Annotated in this window: 18 protein-coding genes; 10 read left to right on the top strand and 8 right to left on the bottom strand. The window is 66.2% G+C overall.

Annotation, left to right across the window (positions count from 1 at the left end; genetic code table 11):
* The first annotated feature begins 119 nt into the window (after window positions 1–119).
* Window positions 120–587, top strand: coding sequence for a DUF1456 family protein (locus QMX85_RS21145; RefSeq protein ID WP_282344193.1), 468 nt, complete (start codon window positions 120–122; stop codon window positions 585–587).
* Here QMX85_RS21145 and QMX85_RS21140 read toward each other — a convergent pair whose 3' ends face one another.
* The 5 genes from QMX85_RS21140 to QMX85_RS21120 all read right to left on the bottom strand — a co-directional run bounded on the left by QMX85_RS21140 (window position 588) and on the right by QMX85_RS21120 (window position 4,970).
* Complete coding sequence (locus tag QMX85_RS21140) at window positions 588–1,571, bottom strand: DUF72 domain-containing protein (protein WP_282344190.1); 984 nt, start codon at window positions 1,569–1,571, stop codon at window positions 588–590.
* Window positions 1,572–1,750: 179 nt separating this feature from the next.
* Window positions 1,751–2,164 carry a SufE family protein gene (locus QMX85_RS21135; protein ID WP_282344188.1) on the bottom strand — a complete coding sequence of 138 codons (414 nt, stop codon included), beginning with the start codon at window positions 2,162–2,164 and terminating at the stop codon, window positions 1,751–1,753.
* Window positions 2,161–3,366, bottom strand: a complete 1,206-nt coding sequence (locus tag QMX85_RS21130; RefSeq protein ID WP_282344187.1) for a cysteine desulfurase — start codon at window positions 3,364–3,366, stop codon at window positions 2,161–2,163. The genes QMX85_RS21135 and QMX85_RS21130 overlap by 4 nt, the downstream gene beginning before the upstream one ends.
* 165 nt (window positions 3,367–3,531) lie before the next feature.
* Window positions 3,532–4,566, bottom strand: a complete 1,035-nt coding sequence (dapD, locus tag QMX85_RS21125) for a 2,3,4,5-tetrahydropyridine-2,6-dicarboxylate N-succinyltransferase (protein ID WP_282344186.1) — start codon at window positions 4,564–4,566, stop codon at window positions 3,532–3,534.
* 53 nt (window positions 4,567–4,619) lie between these two features.
* The gene (locus QMX85_RS21120) at window positions 4,620–4,970 is read right to left on the bottom strand and encodes an ArsC family reductase (RefSeq protein WP_282344185.1); all 351 of its coding nucleotides are present in this window, start codon (window positions 4,968–4,970) and stop codon (window positions 4,620–4,622) included.
* 170 nt (window positions 4,971–5,140) lie between these two features.
* Between QMX85_RS21120 and QMX85_RS21115 the strand changes: the two genes are divergently transcribed.
* Window positions 5,141–6,778, top strand: a complete 1,638-nt coding sequence (locus QMX85_RS21115) for a Na+/H+ antiporter (protein WP_282344184.1) — start codon at window positions 5,141–5,143, stop codon at window positions 6,776–6,778.
* Window positions 6,779–6,796: 18 nt separating this feature from the next.
* On the opposite strand, the gene dapC is transcribed toward QMX85_RS21115, so the two are convergent.
* From dapC to map, 3 genes are read right to left on the bottom strand one after another with little or no spacing between them, the layout of a single operon-like run.
* Entirely contained in the window at window positions 6,797–7,993 is a 1,197-nt protein-coding gene (gene dapC / locus QMX85_RS21110) for a succinyldiaminopimelate transaminase (RefSeq protein ID WP_282344183.1), read from the bottom strand.
* A gap of 38 nt (window positions 7,994–8,031) precedes the next feature.
* Window positions 8,032–10,731, bottom strand: coding sequence for a [protein-PII] uridylyltransferase (locus QMX85_RS21105; RefSeq protein ID WP_282344182.1), 2,700 nt, complete (start codon window positions 10,729–10,731; stop codon window positions 8,032–8,034).
* A gap of 49 nt (window positions 10,732–10,780) precedes the next feature.
* Window positions 10,781–11,563, bottom strand: coding sequence for a type I methionyl aminopeptidase (gene map / locus QMX85_RS21100; RefSeq protein ID WP_090226630.1), 783 nt, complete (start codon window positions 11,561–11,563; stop codon window positions 10,781–10,783).
* 263 nt (window positions 11,564–11,826) lie between these two features.
* On the opposite strand from map, the gene rpsB reads away from it, so the two are divergent.
* From rpsB to rseP, 8 genes are all read left to right on the top strand, one after another.
* The gene (gene rpsB, locus QMX85_RS21095; protein ID WP_090226632.1) at window positions 11,827–12,567 is read left to right on the top strand and encodes a 30S ribosomal protein S2; all 741 of its coding nucleotides are present in this window, start codon (window positions 11,827–11,829) and stop codon (window positions 12,565–12,567) included.
* Window positions 12,568–12,698: 131 nt separating this feature from the next.
* Complete coding sequence (gene tsf / locus QMX85_RS21090) at window positions 12,699–13,568, top strand: translation elongation factor Ts (protein ID WP_090226635.1); 870 nt, start codon at window positions 12,699–12,701, stop codon at window positions 13,566–13,568.
* Between the two features lie 208 nt (window positions 13,569–13,776).
* Window positions 13,777–14,520 carry a UMP kinase gene (gene pyrH, locus QMX85_RS21085; protein WP_090226637.1) on the top strand — a complete coding sequence of 248 codons (744 nt, stop codon included), beginning with the start codon at window positions 13,777–13,779 and terminating at the stop codon, window positions 14,518–14,520.
* Window positions 14,517–15,074 (top strand): ribosome recycling factor, encoded by a 558-nt coding sequence (gene frr / locus QMX85_RS21080; RefSeq protein ID WP_090226640.1) that lies wholly within the window; start codon window positions 14,517–14,519, stop codon window positions 15,072–15,074. The genes pyrH and frr overlap by 4 nt, the downstream gene beginning before the upstream one ends.
* 20 nt (window positions 15,075–15,094) lie before the next feature.
* On the top strand, window positions 15,095–15,862 hold the full coding sequence (gene uppS / locus QMX85_RS21075) for a polyprenyl diphosphate synthase (RefSeq protein WP_282344179.1): 768 nt from the start codon (window positions 15,095–15,097) through the stop codon (window positions 15,860–15,862).
* Window positions 15,856–16,671, top strand: coding sequence for a phosphatidate cytidylyltransferase (locus tag QMX85_RS21070; RefSeq protein WP_282344178.1), 816 nt, complete (start codon window positions 15,856–15,858; stop codon window positions 16,669–16,671). Before uppS ends, QMX85_RS21070 begins: the two co-directional genes overlap by 7 nt.
* Window positions 16,668–17,858, top strand: a complete 1,191-nt coding sequence (ispC, locus tag QMX85_RS21065) for a 1-deoxy-D-xylulose-5-phosphate reductoisomerase (RefSeq protein WP_282344177.1) — start codon at window positions 16,668–16,670, stop codon at window positions 17,856–17,858. Before QMX85_RS21070 ends, ispC begins: the two co-directional genes overlap by 4 nt.
* 54 nt (window positions 17,859–17,912) lie before the next feature.
* On the top strand, window positions 17,913–18,304 hold a 392-nt coding region (gene rseP, locus QMX85_RS21060; protein ID WP_282344175.1), incomplete at its 3' end, for an RIP metalloprotease RseP.

The following is an 18,304-nucleotide window of genomic DNA, read 5'->3' as shown; positions in this document are numbered from 1 at the left end:
GCAGAGGCCCCGCGAATCAGCGTTCGGGGGCCCGCCCGCGCCGCGGCCGTATAATCGTCGGCCTTTTCGCTTCACTCCCGCGCCGGGCCGGCGGCGCGGGCTTCCACGAGACCCCTGCGATGATGAATAACGATGTGCTGCGCAGCCTGCGCTACATGCTGGATGTCAGCGAACCCAAGCTGGTGAAGATCTGCCAGTTGGCCGATTACAGGGTCAGCATCGAGGACATGGCCGCCTACCTGAAGAAGGATGAGGAGGAAGGATTCCAGCCCTGCAGCGACGAAGTCATGGCGCACTTCCTCGACGGCCTGGTGTTCTACAAACGCGGCAAGGACGACAGCCGGCCGCGCCTCCCGGTGGAAAAACGCATCACCAACAACGCCATCCTGAAGAAGCTCCGCGTGGCCTTCGAGCTGCGCGACGAGGACATGCACGCCATTCTCGAAGCCGCCGAGCTGCCCATGGGCAAGGCCGAGCTGAGCGCGCTGTTCCGCAAGCCCGGCCACAACAACTATCGCGAATGTGGCGATCAGGTGCTGCGCAACTTCCTCCGGGGCCTGACCCAGCGCGTGCGCCCGGCGGACTGACTAACGCGGTTTCTTCGGTTTGCGCGGCTTCGACGGGTTGCGCTTCGCGCCGCCGTGTTCGGCGATCAGCCGGTCGGCTTCGGCGGCGCGTTCGGCCAGCGGCACCGGTGCCCCCGTCAGGCCGAGGCGCACGGCCAGCTTGCCGGCGTCGAAGGGCGCCTTGACCTTGATGTCGTTGTCGAAATAGCAGAACAGGTCGCGCCGCTTGCGCGAAGGCTTGCGCTCGACGATCAGCCGCGCGTCGTCCACCTGGCCGCCTTCGCTCCAGGCCTTCATCCGCCGCGCCCAGTCGTCCAGCGCCGCGTCTGTGTAGCCGCTGGCGTAAAGCTCCTCTTCGCCATGCAGGCGCAGGTAGACGAAGTCGCTGGTGACATCCTCCTTCAGCGGCCACTTGCCCGCAGTATCCGCCACCACCAGCGCCACGTCGTGCTCGCGCAGCATGTCGACGAAGGCGCGATCCTCGAAGCTGGCGTGGCGAATCTCCACCGCGTGGCGCATCTTTCGCGGCTCGTCGATTGCCAGGTGGGTGCGTCCCTCCATGCGCGGCTCATGCCCGCGGGCGATGTGCAGCGCTTTTTCGGTGTCGTGCGGCAACAGGCGCAGGAAGGCCTCGAACTGCTCGGCATCGAAGTGGAAGCTCGGCGGGAACTGCCAGAGGATCGGCCCCAGCTTGCGCTGCAGGCGCAGCAGGCCGGAGGCGAAGAAGTTGGCGATCGGCTTTTCGACATCGTCGAGCCGGCGGATGTGGGTGATGTAGCGCGGTGCCTTGACGCTGAAGACGAAGTCCTCGGGCGTCTCGTCATGCCAGCGCGCCCAGCTTTCCGGGCGTTGCAGCGAGTAGAAGGAACCGTTGATCTCGATGCTGCCGACCGCGCGGGAAGCGAACTGCAGCTCGTCGTCCTGGCGCAGCTTCTCCGGATAGAAGACGCCGCGCCAGGGGGCGTATCGCCAGCCGGATATGCCGATGCGGATGTCTGCGCTCATGTGCTCTCTGCCTCGCGTTCAAGCAGTCGACTGCGGGTGGCGGGAACGGGTTCCGGGCGGGCGACCACAAGGCGCAGTGCGCGCGGCGCACCCTACGAAATGCAGCCCGTCCCCGCGCGTCCGGCAGCCGCGTCCCCACGCTTCCCGTAGGTGCGCCATGCGCACCGTGGCGCGCCCGATCAGTGCATTGCAGCCAGTTCACGCATCCGCTTGAGCACGGCGTGCAACCCGTTGCTGCGCGACGGGCTGAGCTGGCGCTGCAGGCCGAGTTGGGCGAACCAGTCGGCGAGGTCCAGCGCCGCCAGCGCGGCGCCGTCCAGCCCCTCGATGCGAGCCAGCAGAAGCGCCAGCAGGCCACGCAGCAGGCGCGCATCGCTGGCAGCGCGAAAATGCAGCGCCTGTTCGCGGCGCTCCGCCACCAGCCAGACCAGGCTCTCGCAGCCGTGCACGCGGTTGGCCTCGCTGCGTTCGGCCGCGTCCAGCGGCTCCAGGCGCTCGGCCCATTGCAGCAGCAGGCGCGCGCGCTGCTCCCAACCCGGAAGCCGGGCGAACGCGTCCAGTGCCTGCTGCGCCAGCGGCGGCGATTCGCTCATCGCAGCAGCTCCAGGGCGGCATCGAGGGCGGCGAAGAAACGCCGCAGGTCCTCGCCGTCGTTGTACAGCGCCAGCGACACGCGGACCGCGCCGGCCAGACCGAGGCGATCGTACAGTGGCATCGCACAATGGCTGCCGACACGCACCGCGATGCCCTGTTCGCCGAGCAGGTGCGCCAGGTCGGCGTTATGCACGCCGTCGACGGCGAAGCAGGCCAGGGCGATGCGCGGCGCGCCGAGCAGGCGCACGCCATCGCGGGTGGCGAGGCCAGCCAGCAGTTCGGCGTGCAGCGCGGCTTCGTGGACGGCGACGGCCGTTTCATCCAGCCCGTCCAGGTAGTCCAGCGCGGCGCCGAGGCCGATCACTCCGGCAATCGGCGGCGTTCCGGCCTCGAACCCCATGGGCGCCGGATGGAATTCGGCCTCCTGGAATCCGGCCCGGCGGACCATCTCGCCACCGAACTGCCAGTGGCGCAGCAAGGCCAGGGCGTCGCTGCGACCGTAGAGCACGCCGACGCCTTCCGGGCCGTAGAGCTTGTGGCTGGAGAACGCGTAGAAGTCGCAGCCCAGCGCCTGCAGGTCATGCCGGCCGTGCACCGCGCCCTGGGCGCCGTCGACCACGCTGAGGGCGCCCTGCGCGCGGGCCAGTGCCAGCAGCTCCGGCAACGGCTGCCAGCGGCCGAGCACGTTGGACAACTGGCTGACCGCGAGCAGCCGGGTGCGTGCGCCGATCAGCGTGGCCGCCGCAGCGAGGTCGATATCGCCCTGGGCGTCCAGCGGCAGCACCACCAGGTTCAGCCCGCGACGGTGCGCCAGCTGTTGCCAGGGCAGCAGGTTGGCGTGGTGCTCCAAGGCGCTGACGGCGATCTCGTCGCCTGGCTGGAACAGGTGCTCCAGACCGTAGGCAAGCAGGTTGAAGGCCTCCGTGGCGCCGCGGGTGAAGACGATTTCCGCCGGGCTGGCGGCATTCAGCCATTGCGCCACCTTCAGCCGGGTCGCCTCGAAGGCGCGCGTGGCGCGGTCACCGGGCAGGTGCTGGGCGCGGTGCACGTTGGCGGCGCCGCTGCGGTAGTAAGCGTCCAGGGCCGCGAGCACCGGCTCCGGCTTTTGCGCGGTGGCGGCGTTGTCCAGGTAGGTCTGGCCCTCGGCCTGCAAGGCCAGGATGCCGGGAAAGTCGGCGCGCCAGGGCGAGTTCAGTGGCATGGCTGCGGTACCGCGAAATGTCTGCCGAGCATGAATGGAAAGGCCGGGCATGGGCCCGGCCTGAGTGTTTTGTTGCCAGGCGATGGGTATCGGCGCTGCGCGCCTCGACCCATCCTGCGGCCTGCTACGGAAGGTTCGTAGGATGGGTTGAGCCGGCGATACCCATCAGTTGTGCGCGTGCAGGGCTTCGTTCAGTTCGATGGCGGTCTTGTTGGTCTTGCATTCCACCGCGCCGTTGCGCGAGTTGCGGCGGAACAGCAGGTCCGGCTGGCCGGCCAGGTCGCGTGCCTTGACCACGTTGACCAGGGCGTTCTGGTCATCCAGCAGGGCGACCTTGGTGCCCGCGGTAATGTACAGGCCGGCCTCGACGATGTTGCGGTCGCCCAGCGGGATGCCGATGCCGGCGTTGGCGCCGATCAGGCAGCCTTCGCCGACCGAGATGATGATGTTGCCGCCACCGGACAGGGTGCCCATGGTCGAGCAGCCGCCGCCGAGGTCCGAGCCCTTGCCGACGAACACGCCGGCGGAAACGCGGCCTTCGATCATTCCCGGACCTTCGGTCCCGGCGTTGAAGTTGACGAAGCCCTCGTGCATCACCGTGGTGCCTTCGCCGATGTAGGCGCCCAGGCGCACGCGGGCGCTGTCGGCGATGCGCACGCCGCTCGGCACCACGTAGTCGGTCATTTTCGGGAACTTGTCCACCGAGACCACTTCCAGCAGCTTGCCGACCAGGCGCGCTTCCAGCTGGCGCTCGGCCAGTTCGCTCAGGTCGATGGCGCCGGCATTGGTCCAGGCGACGTTCGGCAGCAGCGGGAAGATGCCGCTCAGGTTCTGCCCGTGCGGCTTGACCAGGCGATGGGAGAGCAGGTGCAGCTTGAGGTAGGCCTCGGGGGTCGAGGTGAGCGCGGTGTCTTCGGCGAGCAGGGTGGCGACCAGCGGGTTGGCGCTTTCCGCCAGGCGGGTCAGCAGTGCGGACTGCGTGGCGTCGATGCTGCGCAGCGCGGCCGACATCTCGCGGGCCTGGTTGCTGGTGAAGGGGATTGCCTGGTTGCCGCCTTCGTAACCGAGGATCGGCGCCACGGCGGCGACCAGCTCGGCGCTGGGCGCCAGCAGCGGCTGGGAATAGAAGACTTCCAGCCACACGCCTTTGCGATTCTGCGTGCCGAGACCGAAGGCCAGGCTGAACAGGGTAGAGGACATGGTGATTTCCTTTTGTCTGGCAGGGCGCCTTGCGCCTCTGTGATGAATAAGTGTCAGTGGTTCAGGGCCGCGTCGTACAGCTCAGGCTTGAATCCGACCAGGGTGCGCGATCCCAGGTCGAGTACCGGGCGCTTGATCATCGACGGCTGGGCGAGCATCAGGTCGATGGCCCGGGCCTGGTCGAGATCGGCCTTCTGCGCGTCGTCCAGCTTGCGAAACGTGGTTCCGGCGCGGTTCAGCACGGTTTGCCAGCCATGCTCGTCGCACCAGCGTTCGAGGCTGGCGCGGTCGATGCCGCTGGCTTTGTAGTCGTGGAAAACATAGTTGACGGCGTGTTCGTCCAGCCAGCTGCGGGCTTTCTTCATCGTGTCACACGCTTTGATTCCGAACAGGGTGCGATTCATCGTGGTGGGTCTGGTAACGTTGTCGAGCCTGGGAGTATGCCATCAGAGCGGTCGCCGATCTGCAATGCGATGGCGCGAAATCGCCGGCAGGTTGTCAGAGCCCGTTGCACGGGCCTCGCGATCCGGAGCCGTTTCCGGGTCATCGCGTGCCCCGCCAAGGACCGTTTTCGATGCAATTGCTCCATACCATCCTGGTCATGCTGCTGGTCGTCGGCGGGACCCGCCTGACCGCGCAGTTCGTCCCCGTTCCCCTTCCGCTGATCCAGATCGCCGCGGGCGGGCTGCTGGCGCTGCCGGCGTTCGGCCTGCACGTCAGGCTCGACCCTGAACTGTTCATGTTGCTGTTTATACCGCCGCTGCTATTCGCCGACGGCTGGCACATGCCCAAGCGAGAGTTCTGGCGGCTGCGCACGCCGATCCTGACTCTGGCGTTCGGCCTGGTGCTGTTCACCGTGCTCGGCGCCGGCGCCTTCATCCACCTGCTGTTGCCGGAACTGCCGTGGGCGGCGGCCTTTGCCCTGGCCGCGGTGCTGTCGCCGACCGATGCGGTGGCAGTCGCGGCGATCACCCACGGGCGCCTGCCGCGCGCGCTCAACCACATCCTGCAGGGCGAGGCGCTGATGAACGATGCGTCCGGCCTGGTGGCCTTCAAGTTCGCCGTGGCGGCGGCGCTGACCGGGCTGTTCTCGCTGGGCGATTCAAGCCTGGATTTCGTCCTGGTCGCGGCGGGCGGCATCGTCGTCGGCATCCTGCTCGCCTGGGGACTGGGGTGGCTGCGCGGCTGGATGATCGACCGCGGCTGGGACGATCCGGCGACCCATGTGGTGTTCCTGCTATTGCTGCCGTTCGCCACCTACGTGCTCGCCGAGCACCTCGGCGTGTCCGGCATCCTCGCCGCCGTGGCCGCCGGCATGATGCAGAGCCGCCAGGACCTGCTGCCGCGGCAAACCACCACGCGGCTGCTCAACCACAGCGTCTGGGCGATGGTGGAGTACAGCTTCAACGGGCTGGTATTCCTGCTCCTGGGGTTGCAGCTGCCGGATATCGTCAGCGCCGTCACCCGTGGCGTCGACGACCTCTGGCTGACTGTCGCCCAGCTGTTCGCCTACGTGCTGCTGGTGTTCCTCGTGCTGATGGCGCTGCGGTTCCTTTGGATGTACGCCTACTGGCGAATTTCCGCGCGGATTCGCCAGTGGCGCGGGCGGCCGAGCACCTTCGCCGGGCAATCCTGGACACGCCTCACGCTGCTGCTGTCGCTGGGCGGCGTGCGCGGCTCGGTGACCCTGGCCGGCGTGATGTCACTGCCGTTGGTGCTGGGCGACGGCAGCGACTTTCCGCAGCGCGACCTGCTGATCTTCATCGCCGCCGGGGTGATCCTCGCCTCGCTGGCGGTCGCCAGCATCGGCCTGCCACTGCTGCTCAGAGGCATGCCTGCGGACGATGGCGAGGAGCGCGACCGCGAGCGCCGCCGGCTCTGGCGCAAGACCGCCGAGGCGGCGATCCGTGCGCTGGAGGCGCAGGCGGAAGAGCCGGGCGAGGACGCCGAGACCGCCGCGCTGGTGGCGGAAACCAAGGCGCGGATCATGGCCGAATACCGCGATCAGCTGGATCGCCACGACAGCGACGAGGAGACCCGCCAGCGCGCCCGCAAGGTGCGGGCCCTGGAAGGGCGTTTGCGTGTGCACGCGCTGCGTGCGCAGCGCCTGGAGCTGTACCGCCTGCGCCGCGAACACCTGCTCGACGACGAGATCGTCAGCGGCCTGCTGCGCGACCTCGACATTCGCGAGGCGCAGTGGCAGCAGGGCTGAGGCGCACCCTGCGGAAGGCTAGCGCCGTTGCAGGAACGCGCGGATGCGCTCGGCGGCTTCGACGCATTCGGCCAGCGGCGCGACCAGTGCCATGCGCACGCGGCCGGCGCCGGGGTTGAAGCCGTCCACCTCGCGCGACAGGTAGGAGCCCGGCACCACGGTGACGTGCTCCTCGGCGAACAGCGCCCGGGTGATCGCGGCATCGTCCATTGGCGTTTTCGCCCACAGGTAGAAGCCGCCGTCCGGGCGCTGCACGTCCAGCACCGGCTCGAGGATGTCCAGCACGGCGTCGTATTTCGCCCGGTACAGGTCGCGGTTGGCACGTACGTGGGCTTCGTCGCCCCATGCCGCCACGCTGGCCAGCTGAGTCTGTACCGGCATCGCGCAGCCGTGGTAGGTGCGATAGAGCAGGAACGCCTTGAGGATGTCCGCGTCGCCGGCGACGAAGCCCGAGCGCAGACCCGGCAGGTTGGAACGCTTGGACAGGCTGTGGAACACCACGCAGCGTCTGAAATCGCTGCGGCCCAGTTCGGCGCAGGCGCTGAGCAGGCCCGGCGGAGGGTTTTCCTCGTCGAAGTACAGCTCGCTGTAGCACTCGTCGGCGGCGATCACGAAGTCGTGCTCATCGGCCAGTGCGATGAGCTTCTTCAGCGTCTCCACCGGCACCAGCGCGCCGGTCGGGTTGCCCGGCGAGCAGAGGAAGAGAATCTGCGTGCGCTGCCAGACCTCTGTCGGCACCGCGTCGAAAGCCGGGTTGAAGCCGTTTTCCGCCAGGCACGGCAGGTAGTGCGGCGTGGCTCCGGCGAGCAGCGCCGCGCCCTCGTAGATCTGATAGAACGGGTTCGGGCTGACCACCAGGCCGTTGGCGCTGCGCTCGACCACCGTCTGGGTGAAGGCGAACAGCGCCTCGCGCGTGCCGTTCACCGGCAGTACATGGCGCGCCGCGTCCAGCCAGCCTTCGGGCACGCCGAAGCGGCGCTGGCACCAGCCGGCGATGGCTTCGCGCAGGGCCGGGATGCCCAGCGTCGTCGGGTACACCGCCAGTTGCGCCAGGTTGTCGCGCAGCGCCTGGGCGACGAACGCCGGCGAGGCATGCTTGGGCTCGCCGATGGACAGCGCGATCGGCGTCTTGCCGGCCGCCGGCTGCACGCCCGCGAGCAGCGCCCGCAGTTTTTCGAAGGGGTAGGGTTGCAGGGTGTCGAGGGCGTTGTTCATGCGAAGGCGGTCTCGTGGCGGCAGGCCTGCCGGCGGTTTCAGATGCTGATGCGTTCCGGCGCGACTGTGCTGTCGGCGTCGGAGAGTTGCTGGACGATCGCCTGCTGCAGGCGCGCGCACAGCTGCGGGTCGGAGAGCGGCTGGTTGGCCGCGTCCGTGACGAAGAACACGTCCTCCACGCGCTCGCCAAGGGTGGTGATCTTGGCGTTCTGCAGGGACAGGTCGAAGTCGAGGAAGATCTTGCCGATCCGCGCCAGCAGGCCGGGGCGGTCCGGAGCGGTCAGGTCGAGCACGGTCACCGGGCGCTGCGCATCGTTGTGGATGGTCAGGCGCGGAGCGAAGGCGAAGTGCTTGAGCTGGCGCGGCACCCGGCGCTGGATGATCGACGGGTAATCGTCGGGGTTCTTCAGCGTATCGATCAGCCCGGCGCGGATTTCGCGGATGCGCTCCGGGTTGTCGCCGATGCTGCCGCCGTCGGCGTCGAGCACGATGTAGGTGTCGAGGGTGAACTGGCTGGTCGAGGTGATGATCCGCGCGTCGTGGATGTTCAGGTTGAGCTGGTCCATCGCGGCCACGGTCACGGCGAAGAAGTCGTGCTGGTCGGGCGCGTAGATGAAGATCTGCGTGGCACCTTCGACGTCGCGCTGGGCGGTCTCGCGGATCAGCACCAGCGGGCCGTCGCTGGCCGGGTGCTGGATGATCGCCTCGGTGTGCCAGGCCACGTCGCCGGCGGTGTGGCGCAGGAAGTAGTCGTCGCCCAGTTGCGACCAGAGCTGCTCGGCGTCGTCCGGGTCGATGCCGGCGCGGGCGAGGATGTCCAGCGCGGCGCTTTGCGTCTGGCGGATCTGCTCTTCGCGGTCCAGCGGGTTTTCCAGGCCGCGCAGCAGCGCGCGCTTGGTCTCGGTGTAGAGCTGGCGCAGCAGGCTGGCGCGCCAGGAGTTCCACAGGCTCGGGTTGGTCGCGTTGATGTCGGCGACGGTGAGCACGTAGAGGTAGTCGAGGTGCGTTTGGTCGCCGACCAACTGGGCGAAATCGAAGATCACCTGCGGGTCGGAGAGGTCCTTGCGCTGGGCGGTGGTCGACATGGTCAGGTGGTTCTGCACCAGCCAGACGATCAGCCGTGTATCCCATGCCGGCAGGTGGTGGCGGTGGGCGAACGCCTCGGCGTCCAGCGCGCCCAGCGCCGAATGATCACCGCCGCGCCCCTTGCCGATGTCGTGGTAGAGCCCGGCGAGGTAGATCAGCTCGGGTTTGGGCAGCTTGTCGATGACCTTGCTGGCCAGCGGAAACCTCTCCGCCAGCTCCGGGCGGCGCAGTTTGCGCAGGTGCTTGATCAGGTTCAGCGTGTGCGCGTCCACCGTATAGATGTGGAACAGGTCGTGCTGCATCTGCCCGACGATGTGGCCGAATTCCGGCAGGTAGCGCCCGAGGATGCCGTAGCGGTTCATCCGCCGCAGGTTGCGGTGGATGCCCTGGCTGGACTTGAACAGTTCGATGAACAGGCTGGTGTTGCGGATATCGCTGCGGAACTCGTCGTCGATCAGGTGCCGGTGGTCGCGCAGCAGGCGGATGGTGTCGGCGCGAACCCCCTTGATTTCCGGGTGCTGGGCCATCAGCACGAAGATTTCCAGGATGGCGAACGGGGTGCGCTTGAAGACGTTCGGGTTGCTCGCCTCGATGTAGCCGTCGCGCAGCTGGAAACGGCTGTTCAGCGGCTTGAGCTGGCAGATCTTGCCGGTGCTGAGGATGACTTCCTCGAAGTGCTGGTTGATCAGGTCGTTCAGCTCGGCGATGCCCATCACCACCCGGTAGTACTTCTGCATGAAGCGTTCGACGGCGAGCTTGGCGTCGGTCTCCTCGAAGCCGAGCAGCCCGGCGATGCGCCGCTGGTGGTCGAACAGCAGACGGTCCTCGGCGCGCCCGGCGAGCATGTGCAGGGCGTAGCGGACCTTCCAGAGGAACTCCTGGGAAGAGGCGAGCAGGGAATACTCGCTTTCGATGAGGAAGCCCTGGCCGACCATCGCGTGCAGGTTCAGCGTGCCGAACTGCCGGCGGGCGATCCAGAGGATGGTCTGGATGTCGCGCAGGCCGCCAGGCGAGCCCTTCACGTTGGGTTCGAGGTTGTATTCGGTGTCGTTGTACTTGGCGTGACGCTTGGCCTGTTCCTCGCGCTTGGCCAGGAAGAACTGCAGGCTCGGCCACATGCGCTGCGAGCTGGTGACCTCGATCATCCGCTGGCGCAGGCGCTCCGGGCCGGCGATGGTACGGCTTTCCATCAGGTTGGTGATCACCGTGAGGTCGGCGCGGGCTTCTTCCGCGCATTCCTCCACCGAGCGCACGCTCTGGCCGACTTCCAGGCCGATGTCCCAGAGCAGGGTGAGGAAGGCCTCGATCGGCGTGCGGAAGATCTCGTGGTCGGCGTTGTCCAGCAGGATCAGCAGGTCGATGTCCGAGTACGGGTGCAGCTCGCCACGCCCATAGCCGCCGACCGCCACCAGCGCGATGTCGGCGTCCTCGCTCCAGTCGAAGCGAACCCAGGCTTCATGCAGGATCTGGTCGACGAACCAGGCGCGGTCCTCCACCAGGCGACGGATGTCGCGGCCGCTGGCGAAGCGCTCGTCGAGCACTTCGCGGGCCTGGCGGATGGCCTTCTTGAAGGCCGGGATCGGGCTGGATTTAAGGGCCAGTTCGGCCTGGAACTGGCCGCGGTCGAACAGCTCGGGGTCCATCTGCGGCATGCCTGGGGCTCTCCGGTGCGGGAATGCGTTCGGTGCGGTTCCCGGCCCGTCAGGCCGGGGTGCGCGCTATGGTGTCGTCGCTGCGCAGGGTGAGGATCTCGTAGCCATCGGCGGTGACCAGGATGGTGTGTTCCCACTGCGCGGACAGCTTGCGATCCTTGGTGATGGCCGTCCAGCCGTCGCCGAGCAGGCGGGTTTCCGCGCGCCCCTGGTTGATCATCGGCTCGATGGTGAAGGTCATCCCTTCGCGCAGCTCCATGCCGGTGCCTGCGCGACCGTAATGGACCACCTGCGGCTCTTCGTGGAACACCTTGCCGATGCCATGCCCGCAGTATTCGCGGACCACCGAGTAGCCCTGCTTCTCGGCATGCTTCTGGATCACCTCGCCGATGTCGCCCAAGTGCGCGCCGGGACGGACCAGTTGGATGCCTTTATAGAGGCATTCCTGGGTGACCCGGCAGAGGCGCTCGGCCCACTCCGGTGTCTTCCCGACCAGGAACATCTTGCTGGTGTCGCCGTGATAGCCGTCCTTGATCACGGTGATGTCGATGTTGACGATGTCGCCGTCCTTGAGCGGCTTCTCGTTGGGAATGCCGTGGCATACCACCTGGTTGATCGAGGTGCAGATCGACTTGGGGTAGCCCTTGTAGTTGAGCGGCGCGGGGATCGCGTCCTGCACGTTGACGATGTAGTCGTGGCAGATGCGGTCCAGCTCTTCGGTGGTCACGCCCACGCGCACGTGCTCGCCGAGCATTTCCAGCACGTCGGCGGCCAGGCGGCCGGCTACGCGCATTTTTTCGATTTCCTCGGGCGTCTTTATGGTGACGGTCATTGGGGCTCTCTGGCACAAGGCAAATAAAGGCACGATTCTACCAGTTCGAGCCCGCCGCCCATAACCGGCAGCGAAAAGCCGGTGTGCAGACAGCGGTTTTCCTTTCGGCTCGCGCCACCTTGTGGTATAAAACGCGCCGCTTTTACGGGCATGCAGTCCGAAGAGCTTGAACCCCACACACGTATCGACACGATATCCTGGGTGCCCGCAAGGGTTGGATATTGGGATGCGTGGAGGCCTAACCCGACTATCGAGGAATAGAAATGTCTCAAGTCAACATGCGCGACATGCTGAAGGCCGGTGTGCACTTCGGCCACCAGACCCGTTACTGGAACCCGAAAATGGGCAAGTACATTTTCGGCTCGCGTAACAAGATTCACATCATCAACCTGGAAAAAACCCTGCCGATGTTCAACGAAGCCCTGGCTTTCGTTGAGAAGCTGTCCGCAGGCAAGAACAAGATCCTGTTCGTCGGCACCAAGCGTTCCGCCGGCAAGATCGTTCGCGAAGAAGCGGCCCGTTGCGGCTCGCCGTTCGTCGACCACCGCTGGTTGGGCGGCATGCTCACCAACTACAAGACCATCCGCGCCTCGATCAAGCGCCTGCGCGAACTGGAAACCCAGTCCCAGGACGGCACCTTCGCCAAGCTGACCAAGAAAGAAGCCCTGATGCGTTCGCGCGATCTGGAAAAACTGGACCGCAGCCTGGGCGGCATCAAGGACATGGGCGGCCTGCCGGACGCACTGTTCGTCGTCGACGTCGACCACGAGCGCATCGCGATCACCGAAGCCAACAAGCTCGGTATCCCGGTCATCGGCATCGTCGATACCAACAGCAGCCCGGAAGGCGTTGACTACATCATCCCGGGTAACGACGACGCCATCCGCGCCGTTCAGCTGTACCTCGGCGCCATGGCCGACGCCGTGCTGCAAGGCCGTCAGAACGCCCAGGGCGGCGCCGACGAGTTCGTCGAAGAAGCTGCTCCCGAGGCCGCTGAAGGCTGATAAGCCGACGCCAGCGTCACCCGGTGCGCAGAAAGGGGGCTAGGCCCCCTTTTTGCCACCTCAGAATCGATCACCCGGTTGTCATCCGTATCGGGTGGAATGGTTGAAGACCTTTCTAGAGGATCAAGAACATGGCAGAAATCACTGCAGCCCTGGTTAAAGAACTGCGCGAGCGTACTGGCCAAGGCATGATGGATTGCAAGAAGGCGCTGACCGCCGCCGGCGGCGACATCGAGAAAGCGATCGACGACATGCGTGCCGCGGGCGCCATCAAGGCCGCCAAGAAAGCCGGCAACATCGCCGCTGAAGGCTCCATCGCCGTCAAAGTGGCCGATGACAACAAGTCCGCCGTGATCATCGAAGTCAACTCGCAGACCGACTTCCTCGCCCTGCAGGACGACTTCAAGAACTTCGTCTCCGCCAGCCTGGAAAAAGCCTTCGCCGAGAAACTGTCCGACGCCGCTCCGCTGGTCGCCGCTCAGGAATCCGCTCGCGAGGCGCTGGTCGCCAAGGTCGGCGAGAACGTCAACATCCGTCGCCTGACCCGCGTCGAAGGTGATGTCGTCGGTGCTTACCTGCACGGTCACCGCATCGGCGTACTGGTTACCCTGAAGGGTGGCAACGCCGAACTGGCCAAGGAAATCGCCATGCACGTCGCGGCGAGCAACCCGCAGTTCGTCAGCCCGTCGCAGGTTTCCGAAGAGGCCGTGGCCAAGGAAAAGGAAATCTTCCTAGCGCTGAACGCCGACAAGATCGCCGGCAAGCCGGAAAACATCGTCGAGAACATGGTCAAGGGCCGTATCAACAAGTTCCTCGCCGAAGCCAGCCTGGTCGAGCAGGCGTTCGTCAAGGACCCGGAAATCAAGGTCGGCGATCTGGCCAAGAAAGCCGGTGCCGAAGTGGTGTCCTTCGTTCGTTACGAAGTAGGTGAAGGCATCGAACGTGCCGAAGTCGACTTCGCTGCCGAAGTTGCTGCCCAGGTCGCCGCGACCAAGCAATAAGTCGGTATACACTGTGTCGCCCCGAAGAGGCTGCCCGTTCACGCGTGCGGCCTTTTCGTCAAACTGGGGGCAGTGTTTGGCCGGGTTTCCACAGGCCCGGCGAAAGTTTCTGGCGCTCCGCTGCAACTCGTGAGCGAGGCGCTGTCCAAGCGCAATACGCAGGCCCCCGAGGGGCCGAAAACCTCAACGCCGCAGGAGAGAAACGCAAATGGCTCAGCAGGTGAGTGGTCGTCAACCTCGCTATAAACGGATTCTGCTCAAGTTAAGCGGCGAAGCCCTGATGGGTTCGGAAGACTTCGGCATCGACCCGAAAGTACTCGACCGCATGGCGCTGGAAGTCGGCCAACTGGTCGGCATCGGCGTTCAGGTCGGCCTGGTTATCGGCGGGGGCAACCTGTTCCGCGGGGCGGCACTGTCCGCTGCCGGCATGGATCGGGTCACCGGCGACCACATGGGCATGCTGGCCACCGTGATGAATTCCCTGGCGATGCGCGACGCCCTCGAGCGCTCGAACATCCCCGCGCTGGTCATGTCGGCCATCTCCATGGTCGGTGTCACCGACCACTACGACCGCCGCAAGGCCATGCGTCACCTGAAGTCCGGTGAAGTGGTGATCTTCTCCGCCGGCACCGGCAACCCGTTCTTCACCACCGACTCTGCCGCCTGCCTGCGCGCCATCGAAATCGATGCCGACGTGGTGCTCAAGGCCACCAAGGTCGATGGCGTCTACACCGCCGATCCGTTCAAGGACCCGCATGCGGAGAAGTTCGACCGGCTGACTTATGATGCCGTGCTCGACCGCAAGCTCGCCGTGATGGACCTGACCGCGATCTGCCTGTGCCGCGACCACAACATGCCGCTGCGTGTCTTCAACATGAACAAGCCCGGCGCCCTGCTGAACATCGTCGTAGGCGGCGCCGAAGGTACCCTGATCGAGGAGTCGAACGAATGATCAACGAGATCAAGAAAGACGCGCAGGAGCGCATGCAGAAAACCCTGGAATCGCTGGATCACGCGTTCGCCAAGATCCGTACCGGTCGCGCCCATCCCGACATCCTCGGTGGCGTCCGCGTGCCGGCCTACGGTGACCTGGTGCCGTTGAACCAGGTCGCCAGCGTTTCCGTCGAAGACTCCCGCACCCTAAAGCTGAGCGTGTTCGACAAGAACATGATCGCCGCGGTGGAAAAGGCCATCCTGACTTCCGACCTGGGCCTGAACCCGTCCAACGCCGGTACCGTGATTCGCGTGCCGATGCCCGCGTTGACCGAGGAAACCCGCAAGGGCTACACCAAGCAGGCGCGTGCCGAGGCGGAGAACGCCCGGGTCGCCGTGCGCAACATCCGTCGCGACGCGCTGGCGCAGCTCAAGGACCTGTCGAAGGAAAAGGAAATCAGCGAAGACGACGAACGTCGTGCCGCCGATGAAGTGCAGAAGCTCACCGACAAGTTCGTCGCCCTGGTGGACAAGGCGCTGGAAGCGAAAGAAACCGATCTGATGGCCGTGTGAGGTCAGCCGGGGCCGCGCTCATGGAGAAGACCAAGCAAGTCGGGCAGGGCGCCGTGGTACCGCGTCATGTCGCGATCATCATGGACGGCAACAACCGTTGGGCGAAGCGCCGCCTGTTGCCGGGCGTCGCCGGGCACAAGGCCGGTGTCGACGCCGTGCGCGCGGTGATCGAGGTCTGCGCCGACGAAGGTGTGGAAGTGCTGACGTTGTTCGCCTTTTCCAGCGAGAACTGGCAACGCCCTGCCGAAGAGGTGGGCGCGCTGATGGAGCTTTTCCTCGGCGCGCTGCGTCGCGAGGCCAGGCGACTCAACGACAACGGCATCCGCCTGAAGATCATCGGCGACCGCTCGCGCTTCCATCCTGAACTGCAGGCGTCGATGCGCGAAGTCGAAGCGCTCACCGAGCGGCACACGCGCTTCGTCCTGCAGGTCGCGGCCAACTACGGCGGCCAGTGGGACATCGTCCAGGCCACCCAGCGCCTGGCGCGCGAGGTGCAGGGCGGTCGTCTGCTCCCCGAGGACATCTCCGCGGCCATGTTGCAGGGCCACCTGGCGACCGGTGACATGCCGTTGCCGGACCTGTGCATCCGCACCGGCGGCGAGCACCGCATCAGCAACTTCCTGCTCTGGCAACTGGCCTATGCCGAGCTGTACTTCTCCGACCTGTTCTGGCCCGACTTCAAACACGAGGCCATGCGCAATGCGCTGGCCGATTTCGCCACCCGCCAGCGCCGCTTCGGCAAGACCAGCGAGCAGGTCATGGCGGCCGAGGTACCGGCTCAATGCTGAAACAACGGATCATCACCGCGCTGATTCTGCTGCCCATCGCCCTCTGTGGGTTCTTCCTCCTCGAAGCGGGAGCCTTCGCACTGTTCATCGGTGTGGTGGTCTGCCTTGGAGCCTGGGAGTGGGCGCGTCTGATCGGGCTGGTCGCGCAGTCACAGCGCGTGGGCTACGCCGTCGTGGTGGCGGTGCTGCTCTCCGCGCTCTATCTGCTGCCGGCGTTGGCGGGTGTGCTGCTGGTGCTGGCGATGCTCTGGTGGGCGGCCGCGGTGTTGCTGGTGATCGGCTATCCGAACAGCGCACGCTTCTGGAGCGGATTGCCGGCGCGTCTGCTCATCGGCCTGCTCATTCTGCTGCCGGCCTGGCAGGGCCTGATGCTGCTCAAGCAGTTGCCGCTGGGCAACTGGCTGATTCTCGCGGTGATGGTGCTGGTCTGGGGCGCCGACATCGGTGCCTATTTTGCGGGCCGGCGTTTCGGCCGGCACAAGCTCGCGCCGCGCGTGAGTCCCGGGAAAAGCTGGGAAGGCTTCTTCGGCGGTCTGCTCGCCAGCCTGCTGATCACGCTCATCGTCGGCCTGTTCCGTGGCTGGGGCGCGACCACGCTGCTGCCGGCGCTGGCTGGCGCAGCGGTGGTCGTGGCGATCTCCGTGGTGGGTGACCTCACCGAAAGCATGTTCAAGCGCCAGTCCGGCCTCAAGGACAGCAGCAACCTGCTGCCCGGTCATGGCGGCGTGCTCGACCGCATCGACAGCCTGACCGCCGCTCTGCCAACCTTCGCCGTGTTGCTCTGGGTCGCCGGCTGGGCCACGCCGTGAGCCAGGCGCAGCGCATTACCGTACTCGGCGCCACTGGTTCCATCGGCCTCAGCACCCTCGACGTCATCGCCCGGCATCCCGAGCGTTATCAGGTCTTCGCGCTGACTGCATTCAGTCGTCTTGACGAGCTGGAAGCGCTTTGCCTGCGCCATCGACCCCGCTTCGCCGTGGTGCCGACGGACGTCGCGGCGCGGCGTTTGCAGGAGCGTCTGCTGACGGCCGGCCTGGATATTCGCGTGCTCGCCGGCAAGCCGGGGCTTTGCGAGGTGGCCAAGCATCCCGACGTCGACACGCTGATGGCGGCCATCGTCGGCGCGGCCGGCCTGGAACCGACGCTGGCCGCGGTGGAAGCGGGCAAGCGGGTGCTGCTGGCGAACAAGGAAGCACTGGTCATGTCCGGCGCGCTGTTCATGCAGGCCGTGCGCCGCAGCGGCTCGGTGCTGCTGCCGATCGACAGTGAGCACAACGCGATCTTCCAGTGCCTGCCCGGCAACTATGCCAAGGGGCTGGCGCCGGTCGGCGTGCGGCGCATTCTGCTGACCGCCTCCGGCGGACCGTTCCGCGAAACGCCGCTGGAGGCGCTGTCGGACGTCAGCCCCGAGCAGGCCTGCAGCCATCCGAACTGGTCGATGGGGCGGAAGATTTCCGTAGATTCGGCGAGCATGATGAACAAGGGGCTGGAGCTGATCGAAGCCTGCTGGCTGTTCGACGCGCTTCCGGCGCAGGTCGAGGTCGTGATCCATCCGCAGAGCGTCATCCACTCGCTGGTCGATTATGTCGACGGTTCGGTGCTCGCCCAACTGGGCAATCCCGACATGCGTACACCCATCGCCCACGCCCTGGCCTGGCCGGAGCGGATCGACTCCGGAGTATCGCCGCTCGATCTCTTCGCCATCGGCCGCCTCGACTTCCAGCGTCCCGACGAGGAACGTTTCCCCTGTCTGCGACTGGCCCGCCAGTGCGCCGAAGCGGGCGGTACCGCGCCCGCCATGCTGAACGCCGCGAACGAAGTGGCGGTCGCGGCCTTTCTCGAACGGCGCGTTCGCTTCAACGAAATCGCGGGTATGATCGAGGCCGTGCTGGATGCCGAGCCGGTGGTCGCTGCGGATAGCCTCGATACGGTTCTCGCCGCCGACGAGGCTGCGCGGGGCCTGGCTCAGCAGTGGTTGCAACGCCACGGGCGGTAGCCGATATCCCGAACCTGGCGCAGCGGTCGACCGCAGGCGCCCCGGAGCAAGTCGATGAATGCGCTGTATATGATCCTCGGTACGCTGGTCGCCCTTGGCGTGCTGGTGACCTTCCATGAGTTCGGCCATTTCTGGGTGGCCCGGCGCTGCGGCGTCAAGGTGCTGCGCTTCTCGGTGGGCTTCGGCACGCCGTTGCTGCGCTGGCACGACCGCCATGGGACCGAGTTCGTGGTCGCCGCGATTCCTCTCGGCGGCTACGTCAAGATGCTCGATGAGCGCGAGGGCGAAGTGCCCGCCGAACTGCTCGACCAGTCCTTCAACCGCAAGCCGGTTCGTCAGCGCATCGCCATCGTCGCCGCCGGCCCGATCGCCAACTTCCTTCTCGCGCTGCTGTTCTTCTGGGTGCTGGCCATGCTCGGCTCGCAGCAGGTGCGTCCGGTCATCGG

Origin of the sequence: Pseudomonas sp. PS02288, assembly GCF_029959715.1 — a bacterium.
Classification (GTDB): Bacteria; Pseudomonadota; Gammaproteobacteria; order Pseudomonadales; family Pseudomonadaceae; genus Pseudomonas_O; species Pseudomonas_O kuykendallii.
Note: the sequence above shows the minus strand (reverse complement) of the source record. Positions and strands in the feature narration are given on the sequence as shown.